Annotated in this window: 18 protein-coding genes and 2 pseudogenes; 7 read left to right on the forward strand and 13 right to left on the reverse strand. The window is 60.9% G+C overall.

Annotation, left to right across the window (positions count from 1 at the left end; translation table 11 throughout):
• Positions 1–24: 24 nt before the first annotated feature.
• Positions 25–735, reverse strand: coding sequence for a glutathione binding-like protein (locus tag CD175_RS05165; protein WP_104447929.1), 711 nt, complete (start codon positions 733–735; stop codon positions 25–27).
• Between the two features lie 369 nt (positions 736–1104).
• On the opposite strand from CD175_RS05165, the gene CD175_RS05170 reads away from it, so the two are divergent.
• Complete coding sequence (locus CD175_RS05170; RefSeq protein ID WP_104447930.1) at positions 1105–1776, forward strand: histidine phosphatase family protein; 672 nt, start codon at positions 1105–1107, stop codon at positions 1774–1776.
• A 137-nt stretch (positions 1777–1913) separates the two neighbouring features.
• Here CD175_RS05170 and mnmH read toward each other — a convergent pair whose 3' ends face one another.
• The 5 genes from mnmH to CD175_RS05195 form a co-directional block, all read right to left on the reverse strand.
• Positions 1914–3017 (reverse strand): tRNA 2-selenouridine(34) synthase MnmH, encoded by a 1104-nt coding sequence (gene mnmH / locus CD175_RS05175; RefSeq protein ID WP_104447931.1) that lies wholly within the window; start codon positions 3015–3017, stop codon positions 1914–1916.
• A complete protein-coding gene (selD, locus tag CD175_RS05180) occupies positions 3017–4051 on the reverse strand; it encodes a selenide, water dikinase SelD (protein WP_104447932.1) in 1035 nt (344 codons plus the stop codon). The genes mnmH and selD overlap by 1 nt, the downstream gene beginning before the upstream one ends.
• Before the next feature lie 187 nt (positions 4052–4238).
• Positions 4239–5195, reverse strand: coding sequence for a quinone oxidoreductase family protein (locus tag CD175_RS05185; protein ID WP_104447933.1), 957 nt, complete (start codon positions 5193–5195; stop codon positions 4239–4241).
• A gap of 27 nt (positions 5196–5222) precedes the next feature.
• Positions 5223–5396, reverse strand: coding sequence for a DUF1427 family protein (locus CD175_RS05190; RefSeq protein ID WP_007982408.1), 174 nt, complete (start codon positions 5394–5396; stop codon positions 5223–5225).
• 105 nt (positions 5397–5501) lie between these two features.
• Positions 5502–6257 (reverse strand): AraC family transcriptional regulator, encoded by a 756-nt coding sequence (locus tag CD175_RS05195; protein ID WP_104447934.1) that lies wholly within the window; start codon positions 6255–6257, stop codon positions 5502–5504.
• A gap of 146 nt (positions 6258–6403) precedes the next feature.
• Between CD175_RS05195 and CD175_RS05200 the strand changes: the two genes are divergently transcribed.
• Together CD175_RS05200 and CD175_RS05205 are read left to right on the forward strand one after the other, a co-directional pair.
• Entirely contained in the window at positions 6404–6631 is a 228-nt protein-coding gene (locus CD175_RS05200) for a DUF6555 family protein (RefSeq protein ID WP_007971981.1), read from the forward strand.
• A 33-nt stretch (positions 6632–6664) separates the two neighbouring features.
• Positions 6665–6943, forward strand: coding sequence for a hypothetical protein (locus tag CD175_RS05205; protein ID WP_104447935.1), 279 nt, complete (start codon positions 6665–6667; stop codon positions 6941–6943).
• A 32-nt stretch (positions 6944–6975) separates the two neighbouring features.
• On the opposite strand, the gene CD175_RS05210 is transcribed toward CD175_RS05205, so the two are convergent.
• The 4 genes from CD175_RS05210 to CD175_RS05220 all read right to left on the reverse strand — a co-directional run bounded on the left by CD175_RS05210 (position 6976) and on the right by CD175_RS05220 (position 9752).
• Positions 6976–7140 (reverse strand): metallothionein, encoded by a 165-nt coding sequence (locus tag CD175_RS05210; protein WP_015094211.1) that lies wholly within the window; start codon positions 7138–7140, stop codon positions 6976–6978.
• Between the two features lie 185 nt (positions 7141–7325).
• A complete protein-coding gene (locus CD175_RS05215; RefSeq protein WP_104447936.1) occupies positions 7326–8072 on the reverse strand; it encodes a C1 family peptidase in 747 nt (248 codons plus the stop codon).
• Positions 8073–8184: 112 nt separating this feature from the next.
• Positions 8185–8415: a hypothetical protein gene (locus CD175_RS31005; RefSeq protein ID WP_146094550.1), complete on the reverse strand. Its 231-nt coding sequence runs from the start codon at positions 8413–8415 to the stop codon at positions 8185–8187.
• Between the two features lie 20 nt (positions 8416–8435).
• Positions 8436–9752, reverse strand: a complete 1317-nt coding sequence (locus CD175_RS05220; RefSeq protein WP_104447937.1) for a Na+/H+ antiporter family protein — start codon at positions 9750–9752, stop codon at positions 8436–8438.
• Between the two features lie 543 nt (positions 9753–10295).
• On the opposite strand from CD175_RS05220, the pseudogene CD175_RS32035 reads away from it, so the two are divergent.
• The 3 genes and pseudogenes from CD175_RS32035 to CD175_RS05230 form a co-directional block, all read left to right on the forward strand.
• Positions 10296–11366, forward strand: a pseudogene (locus CD175_RS32035) (methyl-accepting chemotaxis protein); the annotation flags it as partial.
• Positions 11367–11630: 264 nt separating this feature from the next.
• Positions 11631–12224, forward strand: a pseudogene (locus tag CD175_RS32040) (methyl-accepting chemotaxis protein); the annotation flags it as partial.
• Positions 12225–12540: 316 nt separating this feature from the next.
• Positions 12541–14217 (forward strand): MFS transporter, encoded by a 1677-nt coding sequence (locus tag CD175_RS05230; protein WP_104447939.1) that lies wholly within the window; start codon positions 12541–12543, stop codon positions 14215–14217.
• A gap of 139 nt (positions 14218–14356) precedes the next feature.
• Here CD175_RS05230 and CD175_RS05235 read toward each other — a convergent pair whose 3' ends face one another.
• From CD175_RS05235 to CD175_RS05245, 3 genes are read right to left on the reverse strand one after another with little or no spacing between them, the layout of a single operon-like run.
• Positions 14357–15673 (reverse strand): sensor histidine kinase, encoded by a 1317-nt coding sequence (locus CD175_RS05235; RefSeq protein WP_104447940.1) that lies wholly within the window; start codon positions 15671–15673, stop codon positions 14357–14359.
• The gene (locus CD175_RS05240; RefSeq protein WP_104447941.1) at positions 15670–16338 is read right to left on the reverse strand and encodes a response regulator transcription factor; all 669 of its coding nucleotides are present in this window, start codon (positions 16336–16338) and stop codon (positions 15670–15672) included. Before CD175_RS05240 ends, CD175_RS05235 begins: the two co-directional genes overlap by 4 nt.
• Positions 16339–16341: 3 nt before the next feature.
• On the reverse strand, positions 16342–16662 hold the full coding sequence (locus CD175_RS05245; protein WP_104447942.1) for a PepSY domain-containing protein: 321 nt from the start codon (positions 16660–16662) through the stop codon (positions 16342–16344).
• A 372-nt stretch (positions 16663–17034) separates the two neighbouring features.
• On the opposite strand from CD175_RS05245, the gene CD175_RS05250 reads away from it, so the two are divergent.
• A complete protein-coding gene (locus tag CD175_RS05250; protein WP_104447943.1) occupies positions 17035–18114 on the forward strand; it encodes a hypothetical protein in 1080 nt (359 codons plus the stop codon).
• The last annotated feature ends 28 nt before the right edge of the window (positions 18115–18142 follow it).

The following is an 18142-nucleotide window of genomic DNA, read 5'->3' on the forward strand; positions in this document are numbered from 1 at the left end:
AGCCAGCTCCTGCAAGGGATGATTTCAACCAGCGATTGGGCTTGGAATCTGCAACCCGCGCACCACCGCCGGCCGTGCCAGGAAGCGTTCCAGCACCCGTGTGACGTTAGGGAAATTCTGAATGCCCACCAGATCGCCGGCCTCATAGAAACCGATCAGGTTGCGCACCCACGGGAAGGTGGCGATGTCGGCAATGGTGTAGCGCTCGCCCGTGATCCAGTCGCGCCCTTCGAGCCGGCCGTCGAGCACCTTGAGCAGGCGTTTGCTCTCCTCGACATAGCGATCACGGGGACGTTTGTCTTCGTAGTCCTTGCCGGCGAATTTGTTGAAGAACCCGAGCTGGCCGAACATCGGACCAATGCCGCCCATCTGGAACATCAGCCATTGAATCGTTTCGTAGCGCGCGGCCGATTCCTGGGCCAGCAGTTGCCCGCTCTTGTCGGCCAGGTAGATCAGAATCGCTCCCGACTCGAACAGCGCCAGCGGCTTGTCGTCCGGACCGTGGGGGTCGAGGATCGCCGGGATTTTGTTGTTGGGGTTCAACGACAGGAATTCCGGGGACATCTGGTCATTGGTGTCGAAACCTACCCGGTGAGGTTCATACGGCAGGCCGATCTCTTCGAGCATGATCGAGACCTTGACGCCGTTGGGGGTCGGCAAGGAGTACAGCTGAATCCACTCCGGATATTGGGCAGGCCACTTGCGGGTGATGGGGAATGCGGACAAATCGGTCATGGGCAGGATCCACGAAGACAGTGAGAGTGACGATCATAATGGAGATATCGGCTCAGCGATCCCCTGGAGCCATCAATCTCGCTGATAGAGGAGATCAAAAGAGATCACGACGGCTTCACCACCATCTGATGTAGCCTGTCCATAAATCCGCAACATCCTGTCGATAACCTTCACTGCAATCCGCTAAAGGTTACCGGTACATTGCTGCGCTCTTGGCCGGAATCGAACCAAACGGGTTCAGGGGACTCTGAGCACCACCCCCTTTGAAAACGGACCGGCTTCAACGACATGGAACACACCCGACGCTGGAAAGTCGTGGTGTAAAGGTTTGTCAGCCTTAACCGAATTGCGCTGAAGAACCCTTTATTCATGAATCTGTTCAATTTTACCAAACGCTTTAAACATCGCGCCTACGTGCTGTTGCCCGTCTTGCTGGCGGTCAGCGCGGTGTTCCTGTTGCTGGAATCCAGCCTGAGTCGCGCCCAGCCGATGGATGGCACCCAGACCCTGGTCTTCCTGCGCCACGGTGAAAAACCCGAGGGTGGCCTCGGCCAACTCAATTGCCAGGGGCTGAACCGCGCCATCGACCTGGCCACGTTGCTGCCGGAAAAGTTCGGCAAGGCCAACTACGTGTTTGCGGCGAACCCGACCCGTAACGTCGAGGAAGGCGAGTTCGACAATTCCTACAGCTACATCCGTCCCCTGATGACCATCAGCCCCAGCGCCATCAAGCTGGGCCTGCCGGTGAACATCAATTTTTCCGCCAATGACACCAGCGACCTGGCCGATGAACTGCTTCACGACAAGTATCACAACTCGGTCATCTACACCGCCTGGTCGCACGGCTACCTGCCGGAGCTGATCAACAAGGTGGCCGGCGACGCCACCGGCAAGAAAACGACCATCACCGAAGACTGGGAATCGAGCGACTACGACTCGCTGTATGTGCTCACCCTGACCTGGCACAACGGCAAGGCCAGTTTGCAGAGCCATGTGTACAAGCAAGGTCTGGATAATGGTGCTGAAACCTGTCCGACTTGAGGCAAGCGTTGTCTGAGTGGGCCCCATCGCGAGCAGGCTCGCTCCTACACTGGATCTGCGCCGTACACAAAACCTGTGATCACCGAAGATTTACTGTAGGAGCGAGCCTGCTCGCGATGGGGCCGGCAAAAACACCCTCAACCTTTCTGGCTGCCCCGCTCGCGCAAATACTCGAGAACCGCCCCCCGCTCCCCGGCAAACTCGATCCGCGCACCTTTCTTCTCCCGCTGGAACGCGTACATCGGATCGTAATACTCGCTCAGCAACCCTTCGATCCAACCCCGGTGCAGATCCACCGCGCCACTGCGGGCCTGCTCCGCCAACGCCTCTTCCATCAAAACCAGCATGCGCCGATGACGTTCACCGCCCAGGCGCTTCTGCACATTGTTCAGGCTCTCCAGCAACCGCTCGGAAAACAGTGCGAAGCCGTCATCGCCATGCACGTCGATGAATTCGGCGCACAGATCCACCACGTAATCGCGCAGGATCCGTTCGACCCGACCTTCCAGGCTGTCTTCCAGCCAGATCATCGGGAACTGCTGCATGCCCTGGTACAACGGCAACGGCAACGCGCAACTGCCCACCGCACGACTTTCGTCTTCCAATACGAACTGCTCGATACCCCGGGCGCGTTTTTTCAGCACATCCACGGCCAGGCGGTTTTCGAAGTCGATGTTCGAAGGCTGGCCGGTGGCGCGCTTGCCGAAACTGGAGCCGCGGTGGTTGGCATGACCTTCAAGGTCCACGCTGTTGCCCAGTTGCGTGAGCACCTCGGTTTTGCCGGTACCGGTCATCCCGCCCAGCAGGACGAAATCGCACTGGGCAACCGCTTGATCGAGGGTGTCCAGCAGGAAGGTACGCATGGCCTTATAGCCGCCGCCCACCCGTGGATAGTCGATGCCGGCCTCGTCCTTGAGCCATTGCTGGACAATCTGCGAGCGCAGGCCGCCGCGAAAGCAATACAGCAAGCCAGCCGGATGCGCCCGGGCAAAGTCGGCCCAGGCCTGGATGCGTTCGGCCTTGACCGCGCCCGATACCAGTTGATGCCCGAGCACGATGGCTGCCTGCTGGCCGTGCTGCTTGTAGCACGTGCCGACACGCTGGCGTTCATGGTCATTCATCAACGGCAGGTTGATCACACCGGGAAACGAACCCTTGTTGAATTCAACCGGCGCGCGCGCGTCCATCATGGGCCGGTCGTTGAGGAAGATGTCGCGGTAATCGGTGCAATCGAGAGACATCAAAACACCTCGACCGCGTTGCTCTGTCGCTCGACCAGTTCACCGATCGGTTCCAGGCTCAGGCCCAGTTCGGCGGCCACGGCAAGAAACTGCTCGTTGCCTTGCGGCGTTACGGCAATCAGCAGGCCGCCGCTGGTCTGCGGGTCGCAGAGCACACGTTTGTGCAGCTCCTGAAGGCGTCCGAGCTTGCTGGCGTAGCTGTCGAAATTGCGCAGCGTACCGCCCGGTACGCAACCCTGTTCGAGGTAATACTCGACACCCGGCAGACGCGGTACTCGGTCATATTCAATGCGTGCCGTGAGCTGGCTGCCGTCGGCCATTTCCACCAGGTGCCCGAGCAGGCCGAAACCGGTGACGTCGGTCATCGCGGTCACGCCATCGAGCTTGCCGAAACGGCTGCCGGGTTTGTTCAGGGTGCACATCCAGTCCCGGGCCAGGCCGATGTCGGCATGACGCAACTTGCCCTTTTTCTCGGCCGTCGTAAGGATGCCGATACCCAGGGGCTTGGTGAGATAGAGCAGGCAACCCGCGGTTGCGGTGTCGTTGCGCTTCATGTGGCGCTTTTGCACCAGACCGGTGACGGCCAAGCCAAAGATCGGCTCGGGTGCGTCGATGGAATGTCCGCCTGCCAGCGGGATGCCCGCTGCGTCGCACACCGAACGCCCACCGCGGATCACTTCCCGGGCGATTTCCGGCGCCAGCACGTTCACCGGCCAGCCCAGGATCGCAATCGCCATCAAGGGATCGCCACCCATGGCGTAGATGTCGCTGATGGCATTGGTGGCGGCAATTCGGCCGAAATCGAAGGGATCGTCGACGATCGGCATGAAAAAGTCGGTGGTCGAGACCACGCCGCGTTCTTCATCGATGGCATACACCGCCGCGTCGTCACGCGAGGCGTTGCCGACCCAGAGTTTCGGGTCGAGATTCTGCGCCCCGCTGCCGGCCAGGATCACTTCCAGCACCTGGGGGGAAATTTTGCAACCGCACCCGGCGCCGTGACTGTATTGGGTCAGGCGAATCGGCTCGCTCATAGGGTCACCTCTTGGAGTCTAGGTAACTAATCCTACAGCAAACGAGCCTTTTTCTTTGCAGGAGATGCGCTGGTGGGTACTGCCCCCCTGTGGGAGCGAGCCTGCTCGCGAAAGCGGTGTGCCAGTCGCATCATTGCTGGATGTGCCACCGTCTTCGCGAGCAGGCTCGCTCCCACATTGATCGCAGTTAAGGCAGTAAAATCACCTTGTCACCGCTGCCCTGATTCACCTCGGCATAACGCTCCGGCCCTTCGGCCAATGGCGACTCGAACAAGCCCTGCGGCAACGGCAACAAATCCTGATCGAAGAACTTTCCGAACTGGTCAAGCATCGCTGCGCACGCTTGCACACCGTACAACAGCGAATTGATCCCCACGACAGAGCCACCCTTGCGATACAACGCCAGGGCCGGCAGTTGCACGTGACCGTCCACGGGTGCTGCGATGATCGCAATGCGGCCGAACGCGGCCAGGGCTGGCACCGAGGCCGGCAACCAGAATCCGGTGGTGTCGAAAATCACCTCGGCACCGCCGGCATAGACCGCATTGACCTGGGCTGCGAGATCTTCGGGTTTATCCAGTTGCAGGGTTTGATAGCCCTGATCCTGCAAGTCCTTGACCTGCTCCGGACGCCGCGCGGCCGCCAGTACCCGGGCTCCGCGCACCTTGGCCAAGGCCAGCGCGGCACTGCCGACCGCCCCGCCACCGATGACCAGCAACCGGGTTTGGGCAGTGACAACGCTGCGTTCCAGCGCATCCCACGCCGTGGTGTACGGCACACCGAGGCTGGCAGCCTGGGCAAAGCTCAGGTGCTTGGGTTTGAGCGCCACGCCATTGGCCGGCAGCTTGACGAACTGGGCATGGGAACCGTCGGCGAAAAAGCCCAGTTCGCGGCCCGTGCCCCAGACTTCCTGACCGATCAGCGCCTGCGGGCCGGCCACGACTACCCCGGCAAAATCCCGACCGGGAATTCGCGGCAAGGTGGTGTAGGGAAAACGTCCCAGCACGTTCTTCACATCGCTGGGGTTGAGGCCTGCGGCCTTGATCTCGACCAGCACTTCATCGGCGCCCGGAACAGGCGTAGGCACCTCCACGTAGCGCAGGGCCGAGAGATCACCGGTTTTATCGAATTGCAGAGCTTTCATGGGCGTATCCATCGAGTCGAAAAGGGTTCAGGAGATCCAGCCAGCCACCAGCTCGCGGCCCATCGGCCAGAGCTTTTCGCCCGCAAGCATGCCGAGCAGGCCCACCAGCGCGATGGCCGGGGGTGCGGGGGAACGAAAATCCAGGGCGCCGTAGAGCAGACCGACACCCAGACCGATAGCCAGTGACATGAGGTAGTTCATGGCAGATTCCGCAGCAATTGAGGTATGCGCTGAGTCTAGAGGGCGACGCCTTCTAGCATCGGCCAAGTGCTTCTGAATGTCGGCCAAAGCATGGCGTCGGCGAATTCAGCCCTGGCGTTGCGCCACAGGAAACTGCGAAGGGGCAACCCCCAGTTCACGACGAAACATGTCACTGAAGCTGCTCGGCGAATAGCCCAGCTCCCGGGCAATCGCGCTGACCGCAACGCCCTGGATCAACCCGGCCACCGCCGTCGCCAGTTGCACCTGACGCCGCCACTCGGCGAAGCCCATGCCCAGACCGTCCTTGAACAGCCGCGCCAGGGTGCGCACGCTGGCACCGGCGTTATCGGCATGGTGTTCGAAAGGAATATCCAGTGAAGGCGAGGCCATGACCGCCTGACACACATTCATCAATCGCCGGTCGGAATCGTCCGGCAGCGGGATTTTCAGCAGCGAGCGCCTGGCCCGCTTGAGTTCCAGCAGCGCCAGGCCCACCAGCGCGTCGTAATACTCGGGCGCTCCGTCGTTACCCTGCTCCACCAGACCGACGATCAGCTCGCGCAGCAAGCCGCCGACTTCGATGACTTGCACACTGTCATCCAGGGTCGCTGCCAGGGACGGCCGCAGGTAGATATTGCGCATTTGCAGGTCAGACACCACGCGAATCCCGTGGGGCACGCCCGGCGGCACCACCAGCGCCTCATGCGGCGTCTCGACCCACATCACCCCGCTCATCGCATACAGCAACTGGCCCCAGACGTGCTCATGAGGCTCGATGTACAACCCACGCGGATAGGTGCGAGCCAGCGGTTGCACCGGCACATCGGTGTCACTCAGGTCAGGCGGTGCAGCGAGGGCCATGGTCTATGTTCATTGGGGTTCGGGAAGATTCCATGGTAACGGGGCACCGAACTTGTCGCCAGCAACCAGCGGCATCCGACAATCCGAGTGAATTTTCCTGATGGCACGCGATCCTTTTATGTACAACAGGGAGGAACCGGGGCTTTATGAACAGTGCAAAATTATTCGTCATCGAGTACACACTCCATGGCACTCCGAAATCATTCATTATCCGACTGGAAAAAATGGATAACGCAGAAGCCTGGCATTGGGCAAGCTGTGACGCGGGGGTGGGGCGAATTCCCCGGTTTGGACGCGAGAAGGTGCAAAAGACCAGCAAGCCGATGGCTGAAAAATTCGGCGTGGAAAACGTCAAGTGGCGGCCGGCGAACTAATCACTGGCAACCGTCAGGTCCGGGGGAAGCGATATGAGTGCGACATCCGTCTACAGCCCTGCACAGCTGGACTATGACCTGGACACGCAGCTCGGCCGCATCACCAAAAGCGCCGAGTGCCGGATCGGACTGGAAGCGGTCGAAAATGACCCGTTTTGCTTCGCCGTACGCGTCCCGGCGCCACTGCCGGAAGATCTGGAGCAAGCCAGGACCCTGGTGCTGCGGGTCGAAGGGCGGCGCTTGCAGGGCACCGTTCGCCACAGCGAACGCCTGGAGGACGACAGCCTCAGGCTGGAAGTGGAGCCGGACTAGGCTCCACTTTTCATAGCTTGTCGCGAATGCCGTCAGCCATGGGAGCACTTGCAGCCTTTATGAGCGCACTCCTCGCCGTGCTCATGGTGTTTGGCGCAGGCTTCACAGCAGTAATGCTTGCCGTGACGGGCAATCGGATGTTCACCGAGTTTGCAGGAACATTTCGGACAATCGCAGATACTTTCACGGTCAATCATGGGTCTGACTCCTGTGGGTGGTCGTCGGGGGAGATGAAATACAACCCGTGCTGTTCAGTGTAGGGCTCGACTGCCACAGCGCAATCGACACCGCTCAATGCAAGCGCAGCGCCGCTGCAGGAACCGATGGGTTATTTATTGGGGGAGAGGTGTTGCCGTTGACGCTTTATTGAGCGATCGATCGCTCACTTGAGTCCTTGATAAATTATTCGCTTGTTAACCACTGGGAATGACGCGTAAGAGGCAATTCCACACTGATTACCTTTATTCCTGGACATCTTTATATAACCCCCCTCTCCCCACTCTGCCCCCCGGCTATTTTTCACCAGCCAATAATCCTCGCCATCTTCGGTGCCATAACCAACAATAAGCACGGCGTAATTCAAGTCGTCCTCATTGCAACTATCATCGTTCAATACCCCGCCAGCGTAATTTTGAAAGTTGTCAGAGGCGTCAATCGCTGCTGATACAGGCGCTTTGGCAACGGCCTGACGCAGTGCCTCTTCATCGCCCGCAGGCAGGTTCGTATAGGTTACCGTATTGGCTGCGACAGCCCTGATTACGCCAGCATCACAGCGCCCACCGCCGCCCGTGTAGGGGTAATACTCTTCTGACTGAATACCGTTCTGCTTGACATAGTCATAGGTGTAATCCATCAGCCCGCCATCACAACCTTGATTACCTTGCTCACTACTGCAATCGAGGATTTGTTGCGCAGAAAGCTCAACCAGTTTTTCAGTTTCCAAAAACAATGCGCCCTCCAGGGCACCCACGGCTGAAAAAGCATAACCGGAACCACAAGTCCCCAATTGCTTCACGCTGGTAACCGCTCCCCTGGTACGCCAGTCCACTGAGCTGGGTATGTCCAGAGCCTGTACCGAAACAACACAGCCACCAACCAGGATGAAACATGAGAGTCGCGAAAACCTCATACTTGGCCCCGTTTTTTTATAAAGCTTTTCAGTTACCTCGCTACCTCAGTGAAATAAAAGTCCAATAAGCCAAACCCGACAACTGTCAAACCTGACAGTCATTCAATACTGTTTAGCGATAAAAACCAGAGCACTTCGCATTGAAAAACATAGCCGGGAGCAGGCTCGCTCCCGCCGTTGGGAGGACGGCAACGGACAGGGTTTTGGCCTTGAGGCTCATGCGCATGACGTTCACTCTTTTGGTTTTTGTTGGCGTGGTTAAAAGCTTTAACGGCACCCAAAACCAAAACCGCAGGAGCTGGCTTGCCGGCGATGGCGCCCTTGAAATCGCCATCGCCGGCAAGCCGGCTCCTGCAAGTGAAGTCAAAGAACCATCGCCGCCACCCAGCCAAACGCCAGCAGCGGCAGGTTGTAGTGCAGGAAGGTCGGGACCACGGTGTCCCAGATGTGATGGTGCTGGCCGTCGATGTTCAGGCCGGAGGTCGGGCCGAGGGTCGAGTCCGAGGCCGGTGAACCGGCATCGCCCAGGGCACCGGCCGTGCCGACGATGCACACGATCGCCAACGGGCTGAAGCCCAGTTGCATGCACAGCGGCACGAAGATCGCCGCCAGAATCGGCACGGTGGAGAACGACGAGCCGATGCCCATGGTCACCAGCAACCCCACCAGCAACATCAGCAAGGCGCCAATGCCTTTGCTGTGATCGATGTACGACGCCGACGACTCGACCAGCGTCTGCACTTCACCGGTGGCCTTCATCACTTCGGCAAAACCCGAGGCGGCGATCATGATGAAACCGATCATTGCCATCATTTTCATGCCTTCGGTGAACAGGTCATCGGTGTCGCGCCATTTGACGATGCCCGACACCGAAAAAATCAGGAAGCCGACCAGTGCACCGATAATCATCGAATCGAGCAACAACTGAATGATGAACGCCGCGGCGATGGCCACGCCGGCCACCATCAGGCTCAGCGGGTTGTATTGCACCGCCACTTGCTCGACTTGCTCGATCTTTGCCAGGTCGTAGACCCGCTTCTTGCGGTAGCTGACAAACGCGATCAGCAAGCCCGCCACCATGCCCAGCGCCGGAATGCCCATGGCGTGGGTCACGTTGATGCCGCTGATGTCCACACCGCTGCGGGCGACGTTGGCCAGCAGGATCTCATTGAGGAAGATATTGCCGAAGCCCACCGGCAGGAACATGTAGGGCGTGATCAGGCCGAAGGTCATGACACAGGCGATCAGTCGACGGTCCAGTTGCAGCTTGGTCAGCACATAAAGAAGCGGTGGCACCAGCAACGGAATGAACGCGATATGGATCGGCAGGATGTTCTGCGAGGCGATGGCCACGGCCCAGAGCAGGCCAATCAACAGCCATTTGACCTGGCCGCCGCCGCTGGCGTGCTGGCGATCGACCATCGCCAGCGCCTTGTCGGCCAGCGCATGGGCCATGCCGGATTTGGCAATCGCCACGGCAAAAGCCCCGAGCAAGGCGTAGGACAACGCCACCGTCGCCCCGCCACCCAGGCCGCTGTTGAAAGCCTTGAGCGTCGCCTCGATGCCCAGGCCACCGGTCAGGCCACCTACCAGCGCACCGACGATCAGGGCGATCACCACATGCACGCGGGACAGGCTGAGCACCAGCATGATGCCGACCGCGGCAATGACTGCATTCATTTCGTAACCTCGTGACAAACGGAAAGAGTCCGGCCGGCAGTCTGCGTGAGCCGCCAGCGGATAACAGGAATGGGTTTTATTAGAGGGCGCGCACTTTGCCGGACCGTTGCCGCCTTGTCAAAGCCCACACAAACCCGTGTAGGAGCTGCCGCAGGCTGCGATCTTTTGATCTTCAACATCAGCAGAGACGCCAAAGATCAAAAGATCGCAGCCTGCGGCAGCTCCTACAGGGGTGATTCGATATTTGGTGGACGGCTTAAAGAATGCCGAACGGCGGCCGCTACAGTGCAAAGTCTCAGATATTTATCGAATAAGGACGCCTCCATGTCGCTCAGACAACTTTCCATTCAATGGAAAATCACCCTGCTGGCCGGGCTGTGCCTGGCGGGCATCGTGACCCTGCTGGTGGGTCTTTCGCTGTACCGCATGGAGCACAGCTCCGGGCTGGTGAAAGCCTCGAGCATGGAGATGCTGACCGAATCGGCCCAGGCCCGGATCGAGTCCCAGGGCGAGAACCAGGCACTTGGGATTCGCCAGCAGTTCATGGACGCCTATCAGTACGGCCACGGTTTCTCCCGGCAGGTGCTGTTTTTGCGCGAGCAGGCCGAAAAGCGCTTCCTCGATGCCTTCGACCTGCGCGAAGACCTGACCCGCCAGGTCAAGTCGGCTCTGCAGGCCAATCCGGACCTGCTCGGCCTGTCCCTGGTGTTCGAACCCAACGGGCTGGACGGCAAGGACGATCTGTTCGCCGGCCAGGCGGAACTGGGCAGCAACGACAAGGGCCGTTTCGCCCTTTACTGGTCGCAGCCGACGCCGGGCAAGCTGACGTCCATGGCGCTGCCGGAAAAGGACATGGCCGACACCAGCACCGGCCCCAGCGGCGAAGCGGCCAACGCCTGGTTCACCTGCCCGCGCACCACGCTCAAGCCGTGCGTGATCGAACCCTACTTCTATGAGATCGACGGCCAGAACGTGCTGATGACCAGCATCGTTTTTCCGCTGATGGTCAACGGCAAGGTGATCGCCTCGCTGTCGGTGGACATCAACCTCAACAGCCTGCAAGCGGTCAGCCTGGGGGCCAGCAAGAAACTCTACGACGGCCAGACCAGTGTCAGCATCATCAGCCCGGCGGGCCTGCTCGCCGGCTACAGCCCGGACGCCAGCAAACTCAGCCAGCGCCTGGATGCCGTGGACAAGGCCAGCGGTACCGAACTGCTGCGCATGCTGGCCGCCAGCAGCAAAACCGCCAGCCTGCACAGCCATCAGCAATTGAAAGTGCTGGCCCCCTTCCAGCCGATTCCCGGCGGCAAGTCCTGGGGCGTCCTGCTCGACGTGCCGGAGAAAGTCCTGGTCGGCCCCGCCGAAACCCTGAAAAAGCAACTGGACGACAGCAACACCGCCGGCACACTGGTCGAGCTCGGCCTGGGCGGGCTCGCCGCGCTGCTGGGCCTGGTGCTGGTGTGGCTGATGGCCCGCAGCGTGACCAGACCGATTCTCGGCGTGGCAAACATGCTCGAGGACATCGCCAGCGGCGAAGGCGACCTCACCCGCCGTTTGGCCTACGACAAAAAGGATGAGCTGGGCCAGTTGGCCGGCTGGTTCAACCGCTTCCTCGATAAGCTGCAACCGATCATTGCCGAAGTGAAACGCTCGGTGCAGGACGCCCGCAGCACAGCGGACCAGTCGTCCGCCATCGCCACCCAGACCAGCGCCGGCATGGAGCAGCAGTACCGCCAGGTGGATCAGGTCGCGACCGCCTCCCATGAAATGAGCGCCACCGCCCAGGACGTCGCCCGCAGCGCCGCGCAAGCGGCACATGCCGCCCGCGATGCCGATCAGGCGACCCGTCAGGGCCTGACCGTGATCGACCGCACCACCGCCAGCATCGACAACCTCGCCGCCGACATGAGCGCGGCCATGGTTCAGGTCGAAGGCCTGGCCGCCAACAGCGAGAAGATCGGCACGGTGCTCGAAGTGATCCGCGCGATTGCCGAGCAGACCAACCTGCTGGCCCTCAACGCGGCGATCGAAGCGGCCCGTGCCGGTGAGGCCGGACGCGGTTTTGCCGTGGTCGCCGATGAGGTGCGCAACCTGGCGCGGCGTACCCAGGAGTCGGTGGAGGAAACCCGTCTGGTGATCGAACAACTGCAAAGCGGCACGCAGGAAGTGGTGGGCTCGATGAACAACAGCCATCGCCAGGCCCAGGGCAGTGTCGAGCAGGTTGGCCAGGCCGTGACCGCGCTGCGCCAGATCGGCGACGCGGTGACCGTGATCAACGACATGAACATGCAGATCGCCAGCGCCGCCGAAGAGCAAAGCGCGGTGGCCGAGGAGATCAACAACAACGTGGCGACCATTCGCGACGTGACCGAGTCGCTGTCGGGCCAGGCCAATGAGTCGGCACGGGTCAGCCAGTCGCTCAACAGCCTGGCGAACCAGCAGCAGAGTCTGATGGACCAGTTCCGCGTTTAAGCCTTGCTGGTCGAACAAAATACCTGTGGGAGCGAGCTTGCTCGCGATGGTGGTGGGTCAGACAACATTTTTGTTGATTGACACTCCGCCATCGCGAGCAAGCTCGCTCCCACATTTTTTTCTGCGCACGGCTCAATGAAATGGTGGCAAGTGGATATCTGCCGCAAGCCGATTATGCTTCATGGAACCTTGCAGCTTTTTCTGGCGTCAACTTGAATGCAAGCCACGTAATCCGATGACTTCAGCCCCAGGGCCTGGGTACGGCAAGTGTTGGTGAGAACTCCGGCCTACAACAAGAGCAAAACGGAGAAGACTCATGGCAGCAATCGACAATACAACCACGGGCAGCGCGCCCCACCACGGGATCACCAAGGAGGAGCGCAAGGTCATCTTCGCCTCATCCCTGGGCACCGTGTTCGAATGGTATGACTTCTACCTGTATGGCTCCCTCGCGGCGATTATCGCCAAGCACTTCTTCGCCGGCGTCAATGAAACCACTGCCTTCATCTTCGCCCTGCTCGCCTTCGCCGCCGGCTTCGCCGTCCGGCCGTTCGGCGCCATTGTGTTCGGCCGCCTGGGCGACATGATCGGACGCAAGCACACCTTCCTCATCACCATCGTGATCATGGGTGTCTCGACGGCCGTGGTAGGTTTGCTGCCCGGCTACGCGAGCATAGGCGTGGCCGCGCCGATCATCCTGATCAGCCTGCGTTTGCTGCAAGGCTTGGCGCTAGGCGGTGAGTACGGCGGCGCAGCCACCTACGTGGCCGAGCATGCCCCCAAGGGCAGGCGCGGCTACTTCACCTCGTGGATTCAGACGACAGCCACCCTTGGCCTGTTTCTTTCACTGCTGGTGATCCTGGCCTGCCGTACCGCGCTGGGCACGGAAGCCTTCGAAGCCTGGGGCTGGCGGATTCCGTTCCTGCTTTCGATCCTGTTGTTGATTGTCTCGGTGTACATCCGCCTGCAACTGAGCGAATCACCGGTGTTCTTGAAAATGAAGGCTGAAGGCAAGGCATCCAAGGCACCGCTGACTGAATCCTTCGCCCGCTGGGAAAACCTCAAGATCGTGATCATGGCCCTGCTCGGTGGCACCGCCGGCCAGGCCGTGGTCTGGTACACCGGGCAATTCTATGCGCTGTTTTTCCTGTTGCAGACGCTGAAGATCGACCCACAGACCGCCAACTTGCTGATTGCCGGCTCGCTGCTGATCGGCACACCGTTCTTCGTCATATTCGGAAGCCTGTCCGACCGCATCGGCCGCAAGGGCATCATCATGGCCGGCTGCATCATCGCAGCACTGACTTACTTCCCGATCTTCCATGCGTTGACCCAATACGGTAACCCCGACGTGTTCATTGCGCAGGAGAAGAACCCGGTCACGGTGGTCGCCAATCCCGACCAGTGCTCGTTCCAGTTCGACCCGGTAGGCAAGGCCAAATTCACCAGTTCCTGCGACCTGGCCAAGACAGTGCTGGCCAAACGGGCTATCCCCTACAAGAACGTCAACGCCGAGCCGGGCGCCGTTGCGCAGGTGCGCATCGGCGAGAAAGTGATCGAGAGCTTCGAGGGCACTGGCATGCCGGCCGCCGACTTCAAGGCCAAAAACGATGCCTTCACCGCCACCCTCGCCACCGCCCTCAAGGACGCCGGCTACCCCGAGAAGGCCGACCCGGCCAAGACCAACTACCCGATGGTGCTATTGCTCCTGACGATCCTGGTGATCTACGTGACCATGGTCTACGGGCCGATCGCCGCCTGGCTGGTGGAACTGTTCCCGGCGCGCATCCGCTACACCTCGATGTCGCTGCCCTATCACATCGGCAATGGCTGGTTCGGTGGCTTCCTGCCGACAGTGGCGTTCGCCATGGTGGCGGCCACGGGGGATATCTATTACGGGCTGTGGTATCCGATCGTCATCGCGGTGATGACGGCCGTGCTGGGTATTTTCTTCATGCCGGAAACCAAGGATCGGGAGATTCATCACACCTGACCCGGGGAACCTCACAAGAGCAGTGACATTCAATGTGGGAGCGAGCCTGCTCGCGAAGACGGCAGCACATTCACTATCAATGTGACTGGCAGGCCGCTTTCGCGAGCAGGCCCGCTCCCACAGGGTTCCCGGTATGGCTTCAAGTGTGTCTGGGCAATTCGATGACAACCTTCAACCCGCCCCACTCGCTTTCCAGCAACGACAGTTTCCCGCCCCAGCTATCGACGATGTCGCGCACGATGCCAAGTCCCAGGCCATGCCCATGAGTCTGCTCATCCAGCCGCGTCCCTCGGCCAAACACCTGATCGCGACGCTCTTCGGGAATGCCCGGGCCGTCATCCTCCACACTGAGTTCAAACCCGTTCGCCAACTCGGCGACACTCACGCGAACCTCGGCATCCGCCCATTTGCAGGCGTTATCCAGCAGGTTGCCCAACAGCTCCAGCAGGTCTTCACGATCCCAGGGCAATTGCAGGCCGGCCGGAGCGCGGTAGCTCAGCGCCAGGTGTTCGCCATGGATCATGTTCAGGGTTGCCAGCAGGCCGGGGAGTTCGGCATCGCAATCAAACAGCGCGCCCGGCAACGCATCACCGGATAACCGCGCACGATTGAGTTCCCGATTGAGCCGTTGCTCGACCTGATGCAGTTGTTCCTTGAAGGTCTTGCGCAGCTGCGGGTGCGCCTCAAGCTGCTCGCTCGAGGCCAGGCTCAACAGCACCGCCAGCGGTGTTTTCAACGCGTGGCCGAGGTTGCCCAGGGCATTGCGTGAGCGCTTGAGGCTGTCCTCGGTGTGGGCCAGCAAGTGGTTGATCTGCGCCACCAGTGGCTCCAGCTCCAGCGGTACCTGATCATCGAGTTGCGAGCGCTGGCCCTGTTGCAATTGCGCGATCTGCTCGCGGGCCTGTTCCAGCGGACGCAAGGCGCGGCGCACGGTAATCCGTTGCAGCAACAGAATCAGCAGCAGCCCGGTCAAACCCAGGCCCAACCCGAGCTGTTGCACGCGCCGGAAGCTTTCGCGTATCGGCGTGTAATCCTCGGCGACACTGATGGAGATCGGCAACCCCAGGCGTCGATAGTCCGTACGCAGCACCAGCAACTGTTGCCCTTCCGGCCCCAGTTGCAGATCGTCGTGCAGGCCGGGGTGATCGAGCGCCGGCAGTTCCTGATCCCATAACGAACGGGAACGCCAATGACCATCGGTGAAATCGATGCGGAAATAATGCCCGGAAAACGGCCGCTGATAGGCCGGCGACAGACGTCGCTCATCCAGTTGCAAGCCTTGCGGCCCACGCACCAGCGCCGCCAGCAGGCTCTCACTGTCATTGCGCAACCCGGCTTCGAGGTAGCGCTGCAAACCCATTTCGAACAGCCACAGGCTGGTTTGCGCCAGCACCAGGCCAACGACCACCATCACGCTGATCAGGCCCAGGCTCAAGCGACGCTGGATCGATCTCACCGGGCTTGCCCGCCGAACAGGTAGCCCTGGCCACGACGGGTTTCGATCACGCTTTTGCCGAGCTTGCGGCGCAAATGGTTGACGTGGACCTCCAGCACATTGGAATCGCGCTCGGTTTCACCGTCGTAGAGGTGTTCGGCGAGGTGGCTTTTGGAGAGGATCCGCTCGGGGTGCAGCATGAAATAACGCAACAGGCGAAACTCCGCGGCGGTCAGCTGAATGTCCGCACCGTCGCGGACAACGCACTGGCGACCTTCGTCCAGGTGCAGCCCGGCGGCCTGGAGCGTCGGCTGGTTGACCTGGCCATGGGAGCGGCGCAGCAACGCCTGGATGCGCAAAAACAGCTCTTCGGGATGAAAGGGTTTGGTCAGGTAATCGTCGGCGCCGGCCTTGAGGCCTTCGATGCGTTCGGCCCAGGAATCCCGGGCCGTGAGGATCAGCACCGGCGTGGCCAGCCCTGCTGCGCGCCATTGCGCCAGCACCTCAAGCCCCGGCACGCCCGGCAAGCCGAGATCGAGGATGATCAGGTCGTAAGGTTCAGTGCTGCCCTGATGCACCGCGTCGCGACCGTCGGCCAGCCAGTCCACCGCATACCCCTGGCGGTTGAGACCGGCCAGCAGTTCGTCGGCCAGGGGCACATGGTCTTCCACCAGAAGCAAACGCATGGATCAGTCTTCCTTGTCTTTCAATAATCGGCCGTCAGTCGCATCGATGTGCAGCTCACGGACCACGCCTTCGGGCGTCAGCAGTTCGACATCATAAAGGTAGATGTCGTGCTTCTCTTCGAGTTCGGCTTCCAGCAGTTTTGCGCCGGGGTAGCGATCCATCGCTTGCTGCAACAGCTGCTCCAGCGGCAGGATCACGCCCTGTTGACGCAGGCGCAGGGCTTCATCCTGATCCAGGTCGCGGGCCATCACTGCCGAGCAAAATGCCAGAAGCAGCAGCGCCATCCTGCGTGCGAAACATCGATTGAGTAGAAACACCTTCATTACGAATCCTGATGATCCTTGAGTCACTGCCCGCTGACCGGGTCTAATTCCAGAACCCGGTCGATACCTTGCTGCCGATTACCGGGATACCTGGCCAGTGCGAGTGGTGTGAGCTTCTCGAAAGCGACAATGGTACCAGCGTTGCGTCGGGGGGCCAGGCGAGCCACCTTAACCCGCTGAACTTAATTGAAACTGAATTGCCATCATTGGCCACACCGCATCCCTGTAGGAGCGAGCCTGCTCGCGATGGACCTTGGAACGCCGCGAGGTGTCAGGTTGCCAGCGTAATCGTTGACGACCATCGCGAGCAGGCTCACTCCTACAGGGGATGTGGTGTTTATAATTCCCCGCTTGCCAACATTCGAGACCGGTATGACGGCCATCCACATCAAGTTTCCTTCCCTGACCCTCAAGGCTGGTCCGCGGGCGTTTGCGCGCATCCGTGAAAGCGGCTTGAACGCCGCCGAGGTCGGCACCCTGCCCGGTGCGGCGGGCGGTCCGAAGGCGCTGGGGATTCAAGGGCTGGACCTGGCGCTGTTCGGCGAGTGGCTGCCGGCGACACCGCGGGAGCGCTCGCTGATTGGTGCATCGGTGGGCTCCTGGCGCTTCGCCAGCGCCTGCCTGCCGGACGCCGCCGAGGGCATCCGGCGTCTCGGGCAGCTGTACACCGAGCAAAACTTTGCCAAGGGCGTGACCATGGCGCAAATCAGCCAGAGCTCGCGGCGCATGCTCGATGACCTGCTCGACGGTCGTGATGCCTCGATCCTCGGCAACAGCGCTTACCGCCTGAACATCATGGTGGTCAAAAGCCACGGCCTGCTCGCCGACGACCATCGCGGTCGCTTGGGGCTGGGGCTGTCCTCGGTCATCGCCGACAACCTGCGCGGCCGGGCGCGGCTGGCCCGGCACTTCGAACGCCTGATCATCCACGACCCCCGCCTGGCGCCGCCGGTCGACGCCTTGAACGACTTCCCGTCGCGCTTCGTCGCCCTCAATGCCGGCAATTTGCGCCAGGCCCTGCTGGCTTCGGGCTCGATCCCGATGGTCATGGAAGGCGTGCGCGACCTGCCGGGCGCCGGCGCCGGCACCTTCCGCGACGGCGGTCTGCTGGACTATCACCTGGACCTGCCCTACAGCGGCGATGACATCGTGCTCTACCCACATTTCACCGACCGGGTGATTCCCGGCTGGTTCGACAAGACCCTGCCATGGCGCCGCGCCTGCCCGGCCCGCTTGCAAAACGTGCTGCTGCTGGCCCCGTCGAAGGAATACCTGGCGCGCCTGCCCTACGGCAAACTGCCGGACCGTAACGACTTCAAGCGCTTCATGGGCGACGCCCCGAGCCGGCAGAAATACTGGCGTACGACGATGGATGAAAGCCGCCGCATGGGCGACGAATTCCTCGAACTGGCCGCCAACGGTCGCCTCGGCGAGCGCTTGCTGACCCTTTAGTCAGGACAAACTGGTAAACTCGCCGCCT

The sequence above is a fragment of the Pseudomonas laurylsulfatiphila genome (assembly GCF_002934665.1).
GTDB lineage: Bacteria > Pseudomonadota > Gammaproteobacteria > Pseudomonadales > Pseudomonadaceae > Aquipseudomonas > Aquipseudomonas laurylsulfatiphila.